The organism is Aeromonas sp. FDAARGOS 1411 (genome assembly GCF_019047125.1).
In the GTDB taxonomy this organism is placed as follows: domain Bacteria; phylum Pseudomonadota; class Gammaproteobacteria; order Enterobacterales; family Aeromonadaceae; genus Aeromonas; species Aeromonas veronii.
This window is the reverse complement of sequence record NZ_CP077214.1, coordinates 1,546,753-1,562,415: the sequence shown is the minus strand read 5'-3', so window position 1 is coordinate 1,562,415 and position 15,663 is coordinate 1,546,753. Positions and strand designations below refer to the sequence as shown.

Genomic DNA, 15,663 nt, shown 5'->3' with positions numbered 1-15,663 from the left:
ATCACACACTTTCGTCATTTATTAATATCTGCCTGCATTTTATTGGTTTGGCACGGTTATTGATTGCCTCATATCGACGCTAACCGACGCGCTCACCCACAACCGGGATGCTGGTGACATCGTGAGTGAAAGGGGAGCTATCCATATCTCATCCAATGATTGGGGCGAACGATGAAAGCAGTTAACGAATTAATCAAAGAGATCAGAGCACTCAAATCCAACCTGCATGAAAAAGATTTTCTGCTGACCTGGGAGCAAACGCCTCAGGAGCTGGAGCTGGTATTGAAACTGGCCGAATCCCTCAAGACCCTGCGCGCCGAAAATATCTGCACCAAACTGTTTAACAGCGGGCTCGGTATCTCGGTTTTCCGCGATAACTCCACCCGAACCCGCTTCTCTTACGCCTCTGCGCTGAACCTGCTCGGTCTGGCCCAGCAGGATCTGGATGAGGGTAAATCCCAGATCGCCCACGGCGAGACCGTCCGTGAAACGGCCAACATGATTTCCTTCTGCGCCGATGCCATCGGCATCCGTGACGACATGTTCCTCGGTGCCGGTAACGCCTATATGCGCGAAGTGGGCGCCGCGCTGGATGAAGGGTTCGAGAAGGGGGTGCTGCCCCAGCGTCCGGCGCTGGTCAACCTGCAGTGCGACATTGATCACCCGACTCAGTCCATGGCTGATCTGGCCTGGTTGCAGGAGCACTTCGGCAGCCTGGATAGCCTCAAGGGCAAGAAGATTGCGATGACCTGGGCTTACTCGCCGAGCTACGGCAAGCCGCTCTCCGTGCCGCAGGGCATCATCGGCCTGATGACCCGTTTCGGTATGGACGTGACCCTGGCCCATCCGGAAGGGTATGACCTGATCCCGGATGTGATCGAAGTGGCCAAAGAGAACGCCAAGGCCTCCGGCGGCAGCTTCCGTCAGGTCACCTCCATGGAAGAGGCGTTCAAGGATGCCGATATCGTCTATCCCAAGTCTTGGGCCCCCTACAAGGTGATGGAGCAGCGCACCGAGTTGCTGCGCGCCAATGACCACGCTGGCCTCAAAGAGCTGGAGAAACACTGCCTTGAGCAGAACGCCAAGTACAAGGATTGGCACTGCACTGAGGAGATGATGAAGCTCACCAAGGGGGGCGAGGCGCTCTATATGCACTGCCTGCCGGCCGATATTTCCGGCGTCTCCTGCAAAGAGGGCGAAGTGACCGAAGGGGTATTCGAGAAATACCGTATCGCCACTTACAAAGAGGCGAGCTGGAAGCCCTATATTATCGCCGCCATGATCATGGCCCGTAAATTTTCCGCCCCGGCAGAAACTCTGGAAAATCTGATTAAAGAGGCGCAAAAGCGGGTGAAATAAATAACGGCAGGGCAGGGTGAATATTCATCCTGCCCATACTGTCGAATTCATTATTTCGAGTTTTCTCCCCGTGGTATCTGAATAACGGATCTCCCGGCGAGGCAGCTCTTTGTCAGGTAACGCCTAGTGAGGTAAGCATGTCCCAATTTTCGCTGAAGATGGATATTGCCGATAACCGCTTTTTTACCGCTGAGCCATCTCCGCTGTTTTCTCGCGCCGAAGCACAAAAGGCTCGCGCTTTTCATAAAAAACTGGCCGGTTATGAGCCGACCCCCTTGTGCGACCTGAAAGATCTGGCCGCCTATATCGGGGTAAAAAATATATTGGTCAAGGACGAGTCAAAGCGCTTTGGCCTCAACGCTTTCAAAATGCTGGGTGGCGTCTACGCCATTGCCAACCTGCTCTGTGAAAAATACGGGGTGGCCATCGAGGATTTCTCTTTCGATCTCATCAAACGCACCATCAAGGAGCCGATGACCTTCGCCACCACCACAGATGGCAACCACGGTCGTGGCGTTGCCTGGGCCGCCAAGCAGGTGGGTCAGCATGCGGTGGTCTACATGCCCAAGGGCTCTGCCCAGGAGCGGGTTGATCACATTCTCAATCTCGGTGCCGAGTGCATCGTCACCGACATGAACTACGACGACACCGTGCGCCTGACCATGAAGATGGCCGAAGAGCGCGGTTGGCACATAGTGCAGGACACTGCCTGGGAGGGTTACACCAAGATCCCGACCTGGATCATGCAGGGTTACTCCACCCTGGCCGACGAAGCGGTCGAGCAGATGCAGGATATGGGCATCAAGCAGCCGACCCATGTGCTGCTGCAGGCCGGGGTCGGGGCGCTGGCGGGCGGGGTGCTCGGTTATCTGGTGGACTGCTTCGGGGCGAAAAACCTGCACAGCATCGTGGTCGAGCCGGATCAGGCCGACTGCATCTACCGCTCTGGCGTGGCGGGGGAGATGGTCAACGTGGGGGGCGACATGCGCACCATCATGGCCGGTCTTGCCTGCGGCGAACCCAATCCCCTCGGTTGGCCATTGCTCAGAAGCTGCACCACCCAGTTTATCTCCTGCCACGACAAGGTGTCGGCGCTGGGGATGAGAGTGCTCGGCAACCCTCTTGGCAATGATCCGCGCATCATCTCCGGCGAATCCGGCTCGGTCGGTACAGGCGTGCTGGCGGCAGTGCGTCACCACCCGGATTGCGCGGCGCTGATGGCGCGTCTCGGGCTGGATAGCAACTCGGTCGTGCTGATCATCAACACCGAAGGGGACACCGATGTGAAGCACTACCGGGAAGTGGTGTGGGAAGGCAAGCATCCTGCCTGCGACTAACTCTCCCGCCAGAGCAGAGACACGAATTGAAGCATTGATCGCGCCTCGCCAATGGGGTGCGGTAACGGGCACAGGGCGCTGCCGACGAACAGGCCGCGCACTCTCAGTTGTTATGGAGAATCACAATGAGCAAGCAAATTCCGTTTGAAATGGTGTTGGAGAAGGCCTACCAGTACAAGGCCGAGATGAGTCAGTTCCTGCGCGACATGATCGCCATCCCGAGCGAGAGCTGCGATGAAGAGCGCGTCGTGCTGCGCATCAAGCAGGAGATGGAGAAGGTTGGTTTTGACAAGGTCGAGATCGACCCCATGGGTAACGTGCTGGGCTATATCGGCCACGGCCCGCACCTGATCGCCATGGATGCCCACATCGATACCGTGGGGGTCGGCAACCACGCCAACTGGACCTTCGACCCCTATGAGGGGATGGAAGATCACGAGATCATCGGTGGCCGCGGTGCATCTGACCAAGAAGGCGGCATGGCCTCCATGGTCTACGCGGGCAAGATCATCAAGGATCTGGGGTTGGAAGATCAGTACACCCTGCTGGTGACCGGTACCGTGCAGGAGGAGGACTGCGACGGTCTCTGCTGGCAGTACATCATCGAGCAGAGCAAGATCCGCCCCGAGTTTGTGGTCAGTACCGAGCCTACCGACTGCCAGATCTACCGTGGCCAACGCGGCCGCATGGAGATCCGTGTGGAAGTGCAGGGGGTGAGCTGCCACGGCTCCGCGCCGGAGCGCGGTGATAACGCCATCTTCAAGATGGGCCCGATCCTCGGTGAATTGCAGGAGCTGAGCCAAAACCTTGGCAACGATGACTTCCTCGGCAAGGGCACCCTGACCGTCTCCGAGATCTTCTTCACTTCGCCAAGCCGCTGCGCCGTGGCGGACAGCTGCGCCATCTCCATCGACCGTCGTCTGACTTGGGGCGAGACCTGGCAAGGGGCGCTCGACGAGATCCGCGCCCTGCCAGCGGTGCAAGCCGCCGGTGCCGAGGTCTCCATGTATCAGTACGATCGTCCGGCCTATACCGGTCTGGTCTACCCGACCGAGTGTTACTTCCCGACCTGGAAGGTGGAAGAGGATCACATCACCGTCAAAACCCTCTCCAAGGCTTATCGCGAGCTGTTCAACAAGGAGCCGGTGGTAGACAAGTGGACCTTCTCGACCAACGGGGTCTCCATCATGGGTCGCCACGGCATTCCGGTCATCGGTTTTGGCCCAGGTAAAGAGCCGGAGGCCCACGCACCGAACGAGAAGACCTGGAAAGAGCATCTGGTCAAGTGCGCCGCCATGTACGCCGTGATCCCCATGCTCTATCTGGCCGAGCTGGACAAGTAAGGGGTCTGCCGGGTGGTGACTGCCATCGCCGCACGGCTGTTGCAAGTGCCCCGTCTCCATTGAGGCGGGGCCTTGCTGTTTGAAGGCAAAAAGCATTCGAGGTGGTGGGGATGAAACGGCTGATCAAAAACGGTGTGCTGGTCGATGCACAGGGTGAATATCGTCAGGATCTGCTGATCGAGAACGGGGTGATCCGCGCCCGCGCCGCCGCTATCCAGCCCGATAGCGAAACCGAGGTGATCGATGCCAGCGGCGGCTATGTAATGCCGGGTGGCATCGACGTCCACACCCACTTCAACATCGATGTCGGGATTGCCCGCAGTTGCGATGACTTTTTCAGCGGTACCCGTGCCGCCGCCTGTGGTGGCACCACCACCATCATCGACCACATGGGATTTGGCCCGGCGCGGTGCAATCTGCATCACCAGCTGGCCCGCTATCACGACTACGCCGCCGATCAGGCGGTGATCGACTACAGCTTTCACGGCGTGATCCAGCATGTGGATGACGCCATCCTCGACGAGATGGCCGCCATGGTGCAGGAGGAGGGGATCAGCAGCTTCAAGCTCTACCTCACCTACCAGTACAAGCTGGGGGACCATGACGTGCTGCGCGCCCTGGCCCGCCTCAAGGAGGTGGGGGCGCTTGCTACCGTCCATCCCGAGAACGATGCCGCCATCGCGGCGCGCCGCGCGGCCCTATTGGCCGCCGGTCACCATGAACCCTGGTATCACCCGCAAAGCCGCCCACTGGAGTGCGAAGCCGAGGCGGTGGCCCGGATGATCAATCTGGCGGGGCTCGCTGGCAATGCGCCGCTCTATATCGTCCACCTCTCCAATGGCTTGGGACTGGAGTATCTGAAACTGGCGCGTCGTCAGGGTCAGCCGGTCTGGGTGGAGACCTGCCCGCAATATCTGCTTTTGGATGATTCCTGCTACTACCGGGAGAACGGAGTCGACTATCTGCTCAGCCCGCCGCTGCGCTCGCGCCGCGAGCAGGACAAGCTGTGGGTCGGCATCGCAGCTGGCGATATCGACACGGTGGCGACCGATCACTGCAACTTCTCCCACGCCCAGCGCATGACCCTCTCGGGCGGCGATTTCAGCCGCTGCCCCAACGGCTTGCCCGGGGTCGAGAACCGGATGCTGCTGCTGTTTGCCCACGGGGTGCTCGGAGGGCGCATCTCGCCATCACGCTTCGTGGCCCTCACCAGCGCCAACCCGGCGCGCCTGTTTGGCCTCTGGCCGCGCAAGGGCAATCTGCAACCGGGGGCCGACGCCGATCTGGTGCTGATGGATCCCCGTGGCGAGACCCTGATTTCCCATCAACAGTTGCACGACAACGGCGACTACAGCCCCTATGAGGGGATGCGCTGTCCCGGCCAGATCAGGATGACCCTCAGTCGCGGCGAGATAGTCGCTCGCGACGGCGAATTTACCGGGCAACGGGGGCATGGCAGCTTTTTGGCCAGAGCGCCCTTTGATCCGGCGTTGGCGCCGGATCTGCACTCCCCTTGCCCCACCGTGGCAGGCTGACAACCCGTTCGAAACAGGCAGAGCAGCAAGGTTATGTGAACAACGAAAGGTGGGCCGGTATTGCGCCGGCTTGTCCCATCACTGGAGATATCAAGATGAAACAGAGAATCGTACTGGCCCTGGGGGGCAATGCGCTGGGCAACAACCTGCCCGAGCAGATGAAGGCGGTGCAGAGCACGGCGCACACTATCGCCGACCTGATCGCCCAGGGGCACGAGGTGGTGGTGACCCACGGCAACGGGCCGCAGGTGGGGATGATTCAGCAGGCGTTCGAGGTGGCGGCTCGCTACGAGCCCAAATCCCCCCATCTGCCCATGTCGGTCTGCGTGGCCCTGAGTCAGGGTTATATCGGTTATGACCTGCAAAATGCCCTGCGTGAAGCCCTGCTGGAACGCGGCATCCACAAGCCGGTTGCCACTCTGGTGACCCAGGTTGAGGTGGATAAAAACGATCCCGCCTTCCTTGACCCGAGCAAGCCCATCGGCGGCTTCTTCAGCAAGGAGGAGGCCGAGGCGCTGATGGCCAAGGGCGAGCGGCTCAAAGAGGATGCCGGCCGTGGCTATCGCAGAGTGGTCGCATCTCCCAAACCCGTAGATATCATCGAGAAGGAGACTGTCTCTGCCATGCTGGCCGCCGGTCAGGTGGTGATCACCGTCGGTGGCGGCGGCATTCCGGTGCTGCGCGAGGGCAATCACCTGCGCGGTGCCAGTGCGGTGATCGACAAGGATTGGGCCAGTGCGAGGCTGGCTGAACTGATTGATGCCGACATGCTGATCATCCTTACCGCGGTAGAGAAAGTCGCCATCAATTTCGGCAAACCCGATGTGCAGTGGCTCGATACCCTGAGCGTGGCCGATGCCAACAGCTTTATTGCACAGGGACAGTTTGCCAAGGGCTCCATGTTGCCCAAAGTGGAGGCGGCGCTCTCGTTTGCCACATCTCTGCCGGGGCGAAAATCCCTCATCACCCTGCTGGAAAAGGCAGCCGAGGGGATCGCTGGCAAGACCGGTACCGTGATCAGCCTGTAGCGTGCAACGCGATGACGGGGTGATAGACAGGGGGCCTTGGCCCCCTGATGTTTTTGGCTCGGGCGCTACTGTTGCTGAGGTCGATTTCCCATAGATCGTGGGCAGCCCGCCAGCACAGGGGTAAGATAGCCACCCCGATAAGGGTTGGCCCATCGGAACAAAAGGCGAAAGGCAGAGCTATGCGTGGTGAGAGATGAGTGGAAAGATCAATATGGCGGCGTTGGTGGGATTGATCCTGCTCACCGCCATCTGGAGTTACAGCTGGATCGTGATGAAGCAGGTGATGCTCTACGCGGGGGCCTTCGAGTTCACCGCCCTGCGCTGCCTGTGCGGGTCTCTGGTTCTGCTGCTGGTACTGGCCCTGCGCGGGCGGCGTTATCTCAAACCCACCCCGTTTCGCTATACCCTCGCCATCGCCCTGTTCCAGACCTGCGGCATGGTGGGGTTGGCCCAGTGGGCGCTGATCAGCGGCGGGGCGGGCAAGGTGGCTATTCTGAGCTACACCATGCCGTTCTGGGTGGTGATCTTCGCGGCGCTCTTTCTCGGCGAGCGGATGCGCAAGCTACATTATCTGGCGGTCGGGGTGGCCGCCTGCGGCCTGCTGCTGGTGATCCAGCCCTGGTTGCTGCATCTTGAGTCCCTCAAGAGTGCGCTGTTGGCGATCCTCTCCGGCATCAGCTGGGGGATCAGCGCCATCATCGCCAAACGGATGTATGCCCGCCATCCTGGGGTGGATCTGATGTCCCTCACCACCTGGCAGATGATCTACGCCACCCTGGTGATGACGCTGGTGGCCGCGCTGGTGCCGGAGCGCCCCATCGACTGGCAGCCCTACGTGATGGGGGCGCTGGCCTATAGCGCTATTTTTGCCACCGCCATTGCCTGGAGTCTCTGGCTGTTTGTGTTGAAAAAACTGCCGGCGGGTATCGCCAGTCTCAGTACCCTGGCGGTGCCGGTGAGCGGCGTGCTGCTCTCCTGGTGGCTGCTGGGCGAAAATCCGGGGCCGGTGGAGGGGAGCGGCATTGCCCTTATCGTGCTGGCGCTTCTCGTCATCAGCCGCAAGGGCAAGCGCTCTGTGGTGTCGGTGGCGGGGGAAACCCGTATCAAGCAGGGTTGAGTGGTGACTGAGCTGCCAGTGCTACGATAAACGGCACTCAAAAGAGCCCGCGACAGGGGACCAGCCCCTAGTTACAATGGCGTGGTCTGACTGTGCTGGAGCACAGGTATCTGATTTATTGTGATTATTTCAACGAACCTAACGGCAAGGATGAGACCGTATGATGACGCTGGTGTGGTTGGCTGTAGGCCTGGTGTGTCTGGTTGTGGGGGCCGAATCTCTGGTGCGGGGCGCATCTCGCCTCGCCACCATGATGGGGATATCGCCACTGGTGGTGGGATTGACCATAGTGGCCTTTGGGACCAGTGCTCCCGAGCTGGCTGTGAGCATCCAGTCTGGCCTCGAGGGGCAGGCAGGGATAGCGGTGGGGAACGTGGTTGGCAGCAATATCTTCAACGTGCTGTTTATTTTAGGTATTTCGGCACTGATCGTACCGTTGACCGTCTCCCAGCAACTGGTACGTCTCGACGTTCCCTTGATGATAGTGGTCTCTTTTCTGGTGTTGTTGCTGGGCTACGATGGCCGTATTGCGCCACTGGAAGGGGCGCTGCTGTTTGCCGGCATCATCGCCTACACCGTGTTTCTCTTTGTCCAGAGTCGACGGGAAAATAAAGCGGTGCAGGCGGAGTACGAGCAGGAGTTTGGTACCCGTGAAGCGAGTACGGCGGGCAACTGGTTGCGCAATCTGCTCTTTATTGCCGCAGGTCTGGGTCTGCTGATCCTCGGCTCCCGTCTGCTGGTTGGCAGTGCGGTTGAGATTGCCCACTACTTCGGGGTGAGCGATCTGATCATCGGCTTGACCATAGTGGCGGCCGGTACCTCCTTGCCCGAAGTGGTGACCTCCATCGTCGCAGCCCTGCGCGGGGAGCGGGATATCGCTGTGGGGAACGTGGTGGGCAGCAATATCTTCAATATCCTCTGCGTGCTGGGGCTCACCTCCATCGTCACTCCCGGTGGGCTTGAAGTGTCGGCCACCGCCCTTCAGTTCGATATTCCGGTAATGATTGCGGTGGCGCTTGCCTGCCTGCCCATCTTCTTTACCGGTTACACCATCGCCCGCTGGGAAGGGGCGCTGTTTCTGGCCTACTACATCGGCTACACCTGCTGGCTGATCCTCCACGCCACGTCCAGTCCGCTGCAAGGTCAGTTCAGTGCAGCGCTAACCGGTTTTGTGTTGCCGCTCACCGCCATCACTCTGGTTGTGCTGGCGGTGCGAGCCTGGCGATTGCAACGAACCCGGTCGTGATGCAGGTTCCCCTGATGTAAAGGAGCTGCATCAACCGACAGGCGGAAAAAAGCCCCACCATCATGGTGGGGCTTTTGCTTGGTGCTGAACTTGGTGCTGAAGAGGGACGCGAAGAGCCGTTATCGGCGCTGGGCCAGATGCATCATGGCTTCCAATACGGCGCCGCCGATGGCGCGTGCCTTGTCAGAGACGGTGGTGGCATCGGCGCGCTCGCCTCTGGGGTCGATGTCACCGATCTTGAAGCCGACGGTCACCTCGATGCCATCGCTGAGCAGCCCCCGCACCATGCCGGAGAGCGGCGCGATAATGGGGGTGTCACCTACATGGGCGATCACATCGCCCTCCTGCACCAGATCACCGAGCTTGATCATGCTCTTCATCACCCCGGCGACGGGGGCACGCACCACCCGGCGGGCGGAGTGCCCCTCGATCACCCCGGGAATGCCGGTATTGGGTTGGGCGGGGCCCTGATAGATGACCCGGCCCAGATGATGGCCGCGGTTGGTCTCAATGACCGCATCGCAGTCGCGCCCCGCCTCAAACCCCGGGCCAAGGGCCACCGTAATGGGGGCCATCTCCTTGTGGGTGCCGAGATTCTGCTTGGCGAGGATGGCATCTACCAGATAGTGGGGCTTGAGCTCGGCGAGGGTGGTGCAGTCGGGGTCAACCAGCAGCGGAATGATGCCCCGATCCAGCTGCTCGAACGCTTGCTCAACGCTCTCGACCCGCTTGGCGCGCACACCCTCTACACTGGTTTCGCCGTCAAACATCCCTTGAGCGAAGGCGACGGTGCGGCGGATCACCGTGGGCTTGTCGAGATCCAGCATCACCACCTTGAAACCGGCATTGTGCAGCCGCAACGCGACGCCGGTAGCGATATCGCCGGAGCCGCGCATCACCACCAGCTGATCCCGCTTGAGCCGCACATCGTCCTGCATCAGCCCACCCGATTTGCCGTTTTTCACCTGCAGCAGCTCGGCGAGGATGCTGATGGCGATCTCCTCGGGGGTTTCGGCTCCGATGTTGTAACCGATGGGGGCGTGCAGCTGCTGCAGTTGCTCCTGGCTCACCCCTTGCTGGCGCAGCGCCTGGGTGAAGGTCTGCACCTTGCGCTTGCTGGCGAGCAGCCCCAGATAGGCGAGGGGACGGCTGATGAGGCGATCCAGCGCCTCCTTGTCCTGATGGTTGGTGGCGATGATGACGAAGTTGGCGGGCTCGATGGCCAGTTTCTCGATCACCGCGCTGATGGTATCGGCCTGCATCAGATGGGTACCGGCGGGGAAGAGGTCAGGGTTGAGGCTCCCCTCGAAGCAATCCCCTACATGGACATCAAAGCCGAGCGGCGCCGCGGCATGGGCCACAGCCCGGTTGACGTGGCCGGCACCAATGAGCACCAGCCGTGGTCGCAGACCATAGACATCGATATAGACCGACATGGCACCACCGCAATCCGACCCGACCGCATGCTCACCGTTGCGCGCCATCCGGCCGTGGAAGATGCGCGGCTTGCGCTCGGCAATGGCAGCCATCGCTTCCTCGATCACCAGCCGCTCGATCATGCCGCCGCCGATGGTGCCGAGGATCTGGCCATCGGCCATTACCAGCATCTGGGCCTGATGGCGGGGGGTGGAGCCACGGCTCTCGATGATCTGGGCCATGGCAAAGGGAATGTTCTCCTGTTCCAGTCGGGCTGCGTGTGCAAACAGATTCATAAGGTACCTCTTCTTATCCTTAAACCATCATGGGTGAGGCGGCTGTGCCTCATCCTGAGCGAAGTAACCGAGTGCGAGGCGAATGGGCTGTGGCTCGCGAACCGCCCCCTGCCAGATGGCATGGAGCTCGGGGTGGCGGCTATGCAGCTTTATCAATTCATCGAGCCACGACGCCTCATTTTGATAATCCCCATTGATAAACCAGATCCGGCGCGCCCTGGCCGGGGTGCCTTTGAACAGCCCCTCGGGGTGGGAGAGCAGCTGGTGAAACAGGGCCCAGTCGAGGGGGTCATCGGCCTCTATCCCGCACAGGGCCTGAAGCTCTGCCCAGCGGTGGATCTGCTGCGGGTCGGCCTTGGCACCCACCATGGCGCCGCCTGTCAGGGCGATCACCCAATCACTGCTCTGGGGAATGCAAGGTTCGTGCAAAGCGGGCACTTTCAATAACTTGTGATTGGCGCCATCCGCCTCGACCAGGATCAGATCGAAGCGCTGCTGCCCCTTGATGAGATCAATCTGCTGGGGCGTGGGGCCCGCCACCTTGCCGCTGGCCTGATCGATATGGCTGAACAGGGCGACCAGGGTCGGTTCATCCGGTAGCGCCTGACAACGGGTAAGTTGACGAACGGGATCTGTCTCGATAATCAATTCCCGATAGTGTGACGGGGCAGGCAGAAACATCCGGGTGGTGGTGGTAATTAGCACCCTCTTACCCTGTTTATAAAAATATTCCGCCAGCCAGAACAGAGTGCTGGTTTTTCCACCGGCCCCGCAAAGGCTAATTAAGGTGGTATGGCTATCAATATTTTGGGTGAGCGAGTTTAATAGTGGATCTATATCTGGAAATGCGACAGCAACAACGTGTGGTAGCGACATAATGACGACCAAAATAAATATCGAAGGGAGTGGAAAACAACGTTGCCAGGAACAAGTGCAGTGTGACTGTATAATAACGGCGGCGGGTTTATCTTCCCGAATGGGTACTTGGAAAATGATGCTACCTTATTGCCAGGGGACAATGCTTGATGCAAGTCTCAAAAATGCCCTGGCTTTTTGTCAGCGCGTTATTCTGGTGGTGGGCCATCGTGGCGAGGAACTTCAAGCGCGCTACGGATCACGGCCGGATATTGCTGTCGTCCACAACCCCGACTATCGGCAGGGGCTGGGCAGCTCCATCCGCTGCGCCCTGGCGGCCAGTGACGCTAACTACCTCTTTATCAGCCACGGGGATCTCCCCTGTATCCCGCGCGATGTCTATCAACAGCTCTGGCAGGCACGGGGCTGTGAGATACTCTTTCCCACCTGGCTGGGGGAGGCGGGCCATCCGGTGTTGCTGCCAAAATCCCTTGCCCGCGAGCTGGCTGCGGCCCCGGTGCAGTCGTCGGTACGGCGCTGGTTGCAAGGGCATCCGCACCGTATGGTGCCAGTCGACAGCCCCGCCATCCTGTTTGATGTGGATACCCCGGAGCGCTATCAGGCGCTGCTGGGGGGCATTCTTGAAAATGAGAGCGAGCCCACGAAATAACCCTGTTTAAAAAGATAACGGGGAGATAAATGGCGTATCAAAGTGATATTTCTCGCACTTGATCTGATAGGGCGAGCTCTTTTTAATCAGCTCATCAAGTAAATTTCATAGTGATTGATAACTACTCGCAATACCCATAATGGTGACATCGTAATTTCTCATCATTAATTGGAGCTGTCTCACGCTTTTACCCTAAAAAATAGTTTTGTAGCTCGTTTTGTAACTGTAGTGGCCTGATAGTTGCTCTTCTCCTTGCCAAGGGGTAATGCCCGTGCGGGATACCCCATTTATTCATGCTGCCAATGGGCAGAACAGCTGCAAGGAGATAGCCATGGGCGATATTATGCGACCCGTTCCGTTCAAGAATCTGCTGATCCGTATTTTCGCGGAATATAAAGAGAGTCAGAGCATTTTCGGTATTCCCGCCGCGCAATTCTATCGCAAGCAGGACGAGCGCAAGATCAAGGTGTTCGGTGAAACCTGCGAGACCCCCATTGGCCCGGCAGCCGGCCCCCATACCCAGTTGGCCCAGAACATCGTCACCTCCTGGCTGACCGGCGGGCGCTTTATCGAGCTCAAGACGGTGCAGATCCTGGACCGTCTCGAACTGGAAAAGCCCTGCATCGACGCCGAAGACGAGTGCTTCAACACCGAGTGGTCTACCGAGTTCACCCTGCCCAAGGCATTTGACGAGTATCTTAAAGCCTGGTTTGCCCTCTACCTGTTAGAAGAGGTGTTCGACCCGCGGCTCGACGGAGAGGCCAAGTCCTTCATCTTCAACATGAGCGTGGGGTACAACCTCGATGGCATCAAACAGCCACCGATGCAGCAGTTTATCCACAGCCTGATGGATGCAAGCCAAAGTCCGAAGTTTGCCGAGTACCAGCAGGTGCTGCGCGAGCTGGTGGCCGACGAGCAGTTTATCGCCGAGCTGGGGCTGGGGGCGCGCAGCGATCGTCTGCAACAGCTGGTGGATCGCATCCCGGCCGAGCTGGTGCACGGTGTCACCCTCTCCACCATGCACGGCTGCCCGCCGAACGAGATTGAGGCCATCTGCCGCTACATGCTGGAAGAGAAGGGGCTCAACACCTTCGTCAAACTGAACCCGACCCTGCTGGGCTACCCGCGGGTGCGCGAGATCCTCGATACCTGTGGCTTTGATTACATTGGTCTGAGCGAAGAGTCGTTCGATCACGACCTCAAGCTGGATCAGGCCAAGGCGATGCTGACCCGTCTGATGGCGCTGGGAGCCGAGAAGGGGCTCACCTTCGGGGTCAAGCTCACCAATACCCTTGGCACCATCAACCGCAAAGGGGCGCTGCCAGGGGATGAGATGTATATGTCCGGCCGGGCGCTGTTCCCGCTCTCCATCAACGTGGCGGCCGTGCTGTCCCGCGCCTTCGATGGCAAGCTGCCCATCTCCTACTCGGGCGGTGCCAGCAAGTTCAACATCGCCGAGATCTTCGAGACCGGTATCCGTCCCATCACCATGGCCACCGATCTGCTCAAGCCGGGTGGCTACCTGCGCCAGATTGAGTGCCTCAAAGAGATCGACGCCTCTGACAGCTGGGGCATGACTCAGGTGGACGTGGCTAAGCTGGAGGCGCTTGCCGCCAAGGCGCTCACCATGGATTACACCCAGAAGGAGTGGAAGTCCGAGGATCGCATCGAAGTGGGTGGTGGCCTGCCGCTGACCGACTGCTACGTGGCGCCCTGCGTCACCGCCTGCGCCGTGCATCAGGATATCCCAGAGTACATTCGCCTGATGGGCGAGGGGGAGTATGTGGCAGCCCTTGAGCTGATTTATCAGCGCAACGCCTTGCCCGCCATCACCAGCCATATTTGTGATCACCAGTGCCAGTACAACTGCACCCGTCTCGACTACGACAGCGCGCTCAACATCCGCGAGCTGAAAAAAGTGGCGCTGGAGCGCGGCTGGGAAGGGTACAAGGCCCGCTGGCACAAACCGGCAGGCAGTGGTGACAAGCATCCGGTGGCGGTCATTGGCGCCGGCCCGGCCGGTCTCTCCGCCGGTTACTTCCTGGCCCGCGCCGGTCACCCGGTCACCGTGTTCGAGCGCGAAGCGGACGCCGGTGGCGTGGTCAAGCACATCATCCCCGAGTTCCGCATTCCGGCCGAACTTATCCAGCATGACATCGACTTTGTCGCCGCCCACGGGGTCAAGTTCGAGTTTGGCTGCGATCCGGCGCTCACCGTCGACAAGCTGCATGCCCAGGGCTTTAGCTATGTTTTCGTTGGCATCGGTGCCGACAAGAATGGCGGCATGCGCCTCGAGGGGGGTCACGAGCGGATTTACAAATCCTTCCACTTCCTGCGCAGCTTCAATCAGGGCAAACCGCTGCCGCTGGGCCGCCATGTGGCGGTGATCGGTGCCGGCAACACCGCCATGGACTGTGCCCGCGCTGCCCTCAAGGTGCCCGGTGTCAGCGATGTGACCGTTATCTACCGTCGCAGCGAAAAAGAGATGCCCGCCTATCGCGAGGAGTATCTGGAAGCGGTGGAGGATGGGGTGCGTTTCTGCTTCCTCACCAATCCGGAGCGCTTTGACAAAGATGGCAAGCTCACCGTGCGGATGATGGCGCTGGGGGATCCTGACGAGCAGGGCCGCCGCCGTCCGGTGCCTACCGAGCAGACCGAAGTGATGCAGATGGATGCCCTGATCACCGCCATCGGCGAGCAGCCTGACTGCGAGGTGCTCAAAGCGATGGGGATTCCTCTTGGCAACGATGGCTGGCCCGAGGTGGATAGCCAGACCGGCGAAACCAGCCGTCGCAACGTCTTCCTGATCGGTGACGTGCAGAGCGGCCCATCCTCGATCGTCGGTGCCATCGGTGGTGCCCGCCGCGCCGCGGATCTGGTGCTCTCTCGCGAGCATATCGCCAGCCAGCAGAGTGAAGTGACCATCCAGCCGTCGGGCAAGGATGAGATCTACCGCCGCAAGGGGAGCATAGCCGTCACCATGGTTGACAAGAACGAGCGCGATGCCTTCGTGGCGCAAGAGGCGCACCGTTGCCTCGAGTGCAACTACCTCTGCAGCAAGTGCGTGGATGTCTGCCCCAACCGGGCCAACGTCGCCATCGCGGTGCCGGGCTTCAAAGACCAGTTCCAGACCCTGCACCTGGATGCCTACTGCAACGAATGTGGCAACTGCGCCCAGTTCTGCCCGTGGCAGGGCAAGCCCTATCAGGACAAGGTCACCATCTTCAGCCTGCCCGAGGACTTCGACAACAGCCGCAACCCCGGTTTCTATCTGGCTGACGGTGGCGAACTACGGGTGCGTCAGGATGGCGAGACCTATCGCCTGACCATAGATGCCCAGAGCCGGATCAAGGATGCGCCAGCGGCCCTTGGCGACATGTGCCGGATCATCAGCCATGTCCATGCTCATCACCACTACCTGCTGGGGGCCGTCGAGGCCTGAGCGAACCACGAATAAGCGA

11 protein-coding genes are annotated in these 15,663 nt (G+C 59.9%); 9 read left to right on the top strand and 2 right to left on the bottom strand.

All coding sequences use genetic code 11. The annotated features are described in order from the left end of the window. The first annotated feature begins 171 nt into the window (after positions 1 to 171). The 7 genes from ygeW (at position 172) to I6L41_RS06850 (ending at position 8,965) form a co-directional block, all read left to right on the top strand. Positions 172 to 1,359, top strand: coding sequence for a knotted carbamoyltransferase YgeW (gene ygeW, locus I6L41_RS06880; protein ID WP_216962948.1), 1,188 nt, complete (start codon positions 172 to 174; stop codon positions 1,357 to 1,359). Between the two features lie 137 nt (positions 1,360 to 1,496). Beyond that, the gene (gene dpaL / locus I6L41_RS06875) at positions 1,497 to 2,696 is read left to right on the top strand and encodes a diaminopropionate ammonia-lyase (RefSeq protein WP_216962945.1); all 1,200 of its coding nucleotides are present in this window, start codon (positions 1,497 to 1,499) and stop codon (positions 2,694 to 2,696) included. Between the two features lie 125 nt (positions 2,697 to 2,821). Continuing rightward, positions 2,822 to 4,039: a YgeY family selenium metabolism-linked hydrolase gene (locus I6L41_RS06870; protein ID WP_216962940.1), complete on the top strand. Its 1,218-nt coding sequence runs from the start codon at positions 2,822 to 2,824 to the stop codon at positions 4,037 to 4,039. A gap of 110 nt (positions 4,040 to 4,149) precedes the next feature. Beyond that, a complete protein-coding gene (gene hydA, locus I6L41_RS06865; protein ID WP_216962937.1) occupies positions 4,150 to 5,574 on the top strand; it encodes a dihydropyrimidinase in 1,425 nt (474 codons plus the stop codon). Positions 5,575 to 5,669: 95 nt separating this feature from the next. Then, a complete protein-coding gene (gene arcC, locus I6L41_RS06860; protein ID WP_216962935.1) occupies positions 5,670 to 6,602 on the top strand; it encodes a carbamate kinase in 933 nt (310 codons plus the stop codon). A gap of 193 nt (positions 6,603 to 6,795) precedes the next feature. After that, positions 6,796 to 7,719: a DMT family transporter gene (locus I6L41_RS06855; protein ID WP_216962931.1), complete on the top strand. Its 924-nt coding sequence runs from the start codon at positions 6,796 to 6,798 to the stop codon at positions 7,717 to 7,719. Between the two features lie 160 nt (positions 7,720 to 7,879). After that, on the top strand, positions 7,880 to 8,965 hold the full coding sequence (locus I6L41_RS06850; RefSeq protein ID WP_151285962.1) for a calcium/sodium antiporter: 1,086 nt from the start codon (positions 7,880 to 7,882) through the stop codon (positions 8,963 to 8,965). A 119-nt stretch (positions 8,966 to 9,084) separates the two neighbouring features. On the opposite strand, the gene yqeB is transcribed toward I6L41_RS06850, so the two are convergent. Further along, a complete protein-coding gene (gene yqeB / locus I6L41_RS06845; RefSeq protein WP_216962928.1) occupies positions 9,085 to 10,677 on the bottom strand; it encodes a selenium-dependent molybdenum cofactor biosynthesis protein YqeB in 1,593 nt (530 codons plus the stop codon). A 27-nt stretch (positions 10,678 to 10,704) separates the two neighbouring features. Continuing rightward, positions 10,705 to 11,553 (bottom strand): selenium cofactor biosynthesis protein YqeC, encoded by an 849-nt coding sequence (gene yqeC / locus I6L41_RS06840; protein ID WP_216962925.1) that lies wholly within the window; start codon positions 11,551 to 11,553, stop codon positions 10,705 to 10,707. A 100-nt stretch (positions 11,554 to 11,653) separates the two neighbouring features. Here yqeC and I6L41_RS06835 point away from each other — a divergent pair, with 100 nt between their 5' ends. Then, complete coding sequence (locus I6L41_RS06835) at positions 11,654 to 12,202, top strand: NTP transferase domain-containing protein (protein WP_216962922.1); 549 nt, start codon at positions 11,654 to 11,656, stop codon at positions 12,200 to 12,202. A 331-nt stretch (positions 12,203 to 12,533) separates the two neighbouring features. Further along, on the top strand, positions 12,534 to 15,644 hold the full coding sequence (gene ygfK, locus I6L41_RS06830; protein ID WP_216962919.1) for a putative selenate reductase subunit YgfK: 3,111 nt from the start codon (positions 12,534 to 12,536) through the stop codon (positions 15,642 to 15,644). The last annotated feature ends 19 nt before the right edge of the window (positions 15,645 to 15,663 follow it).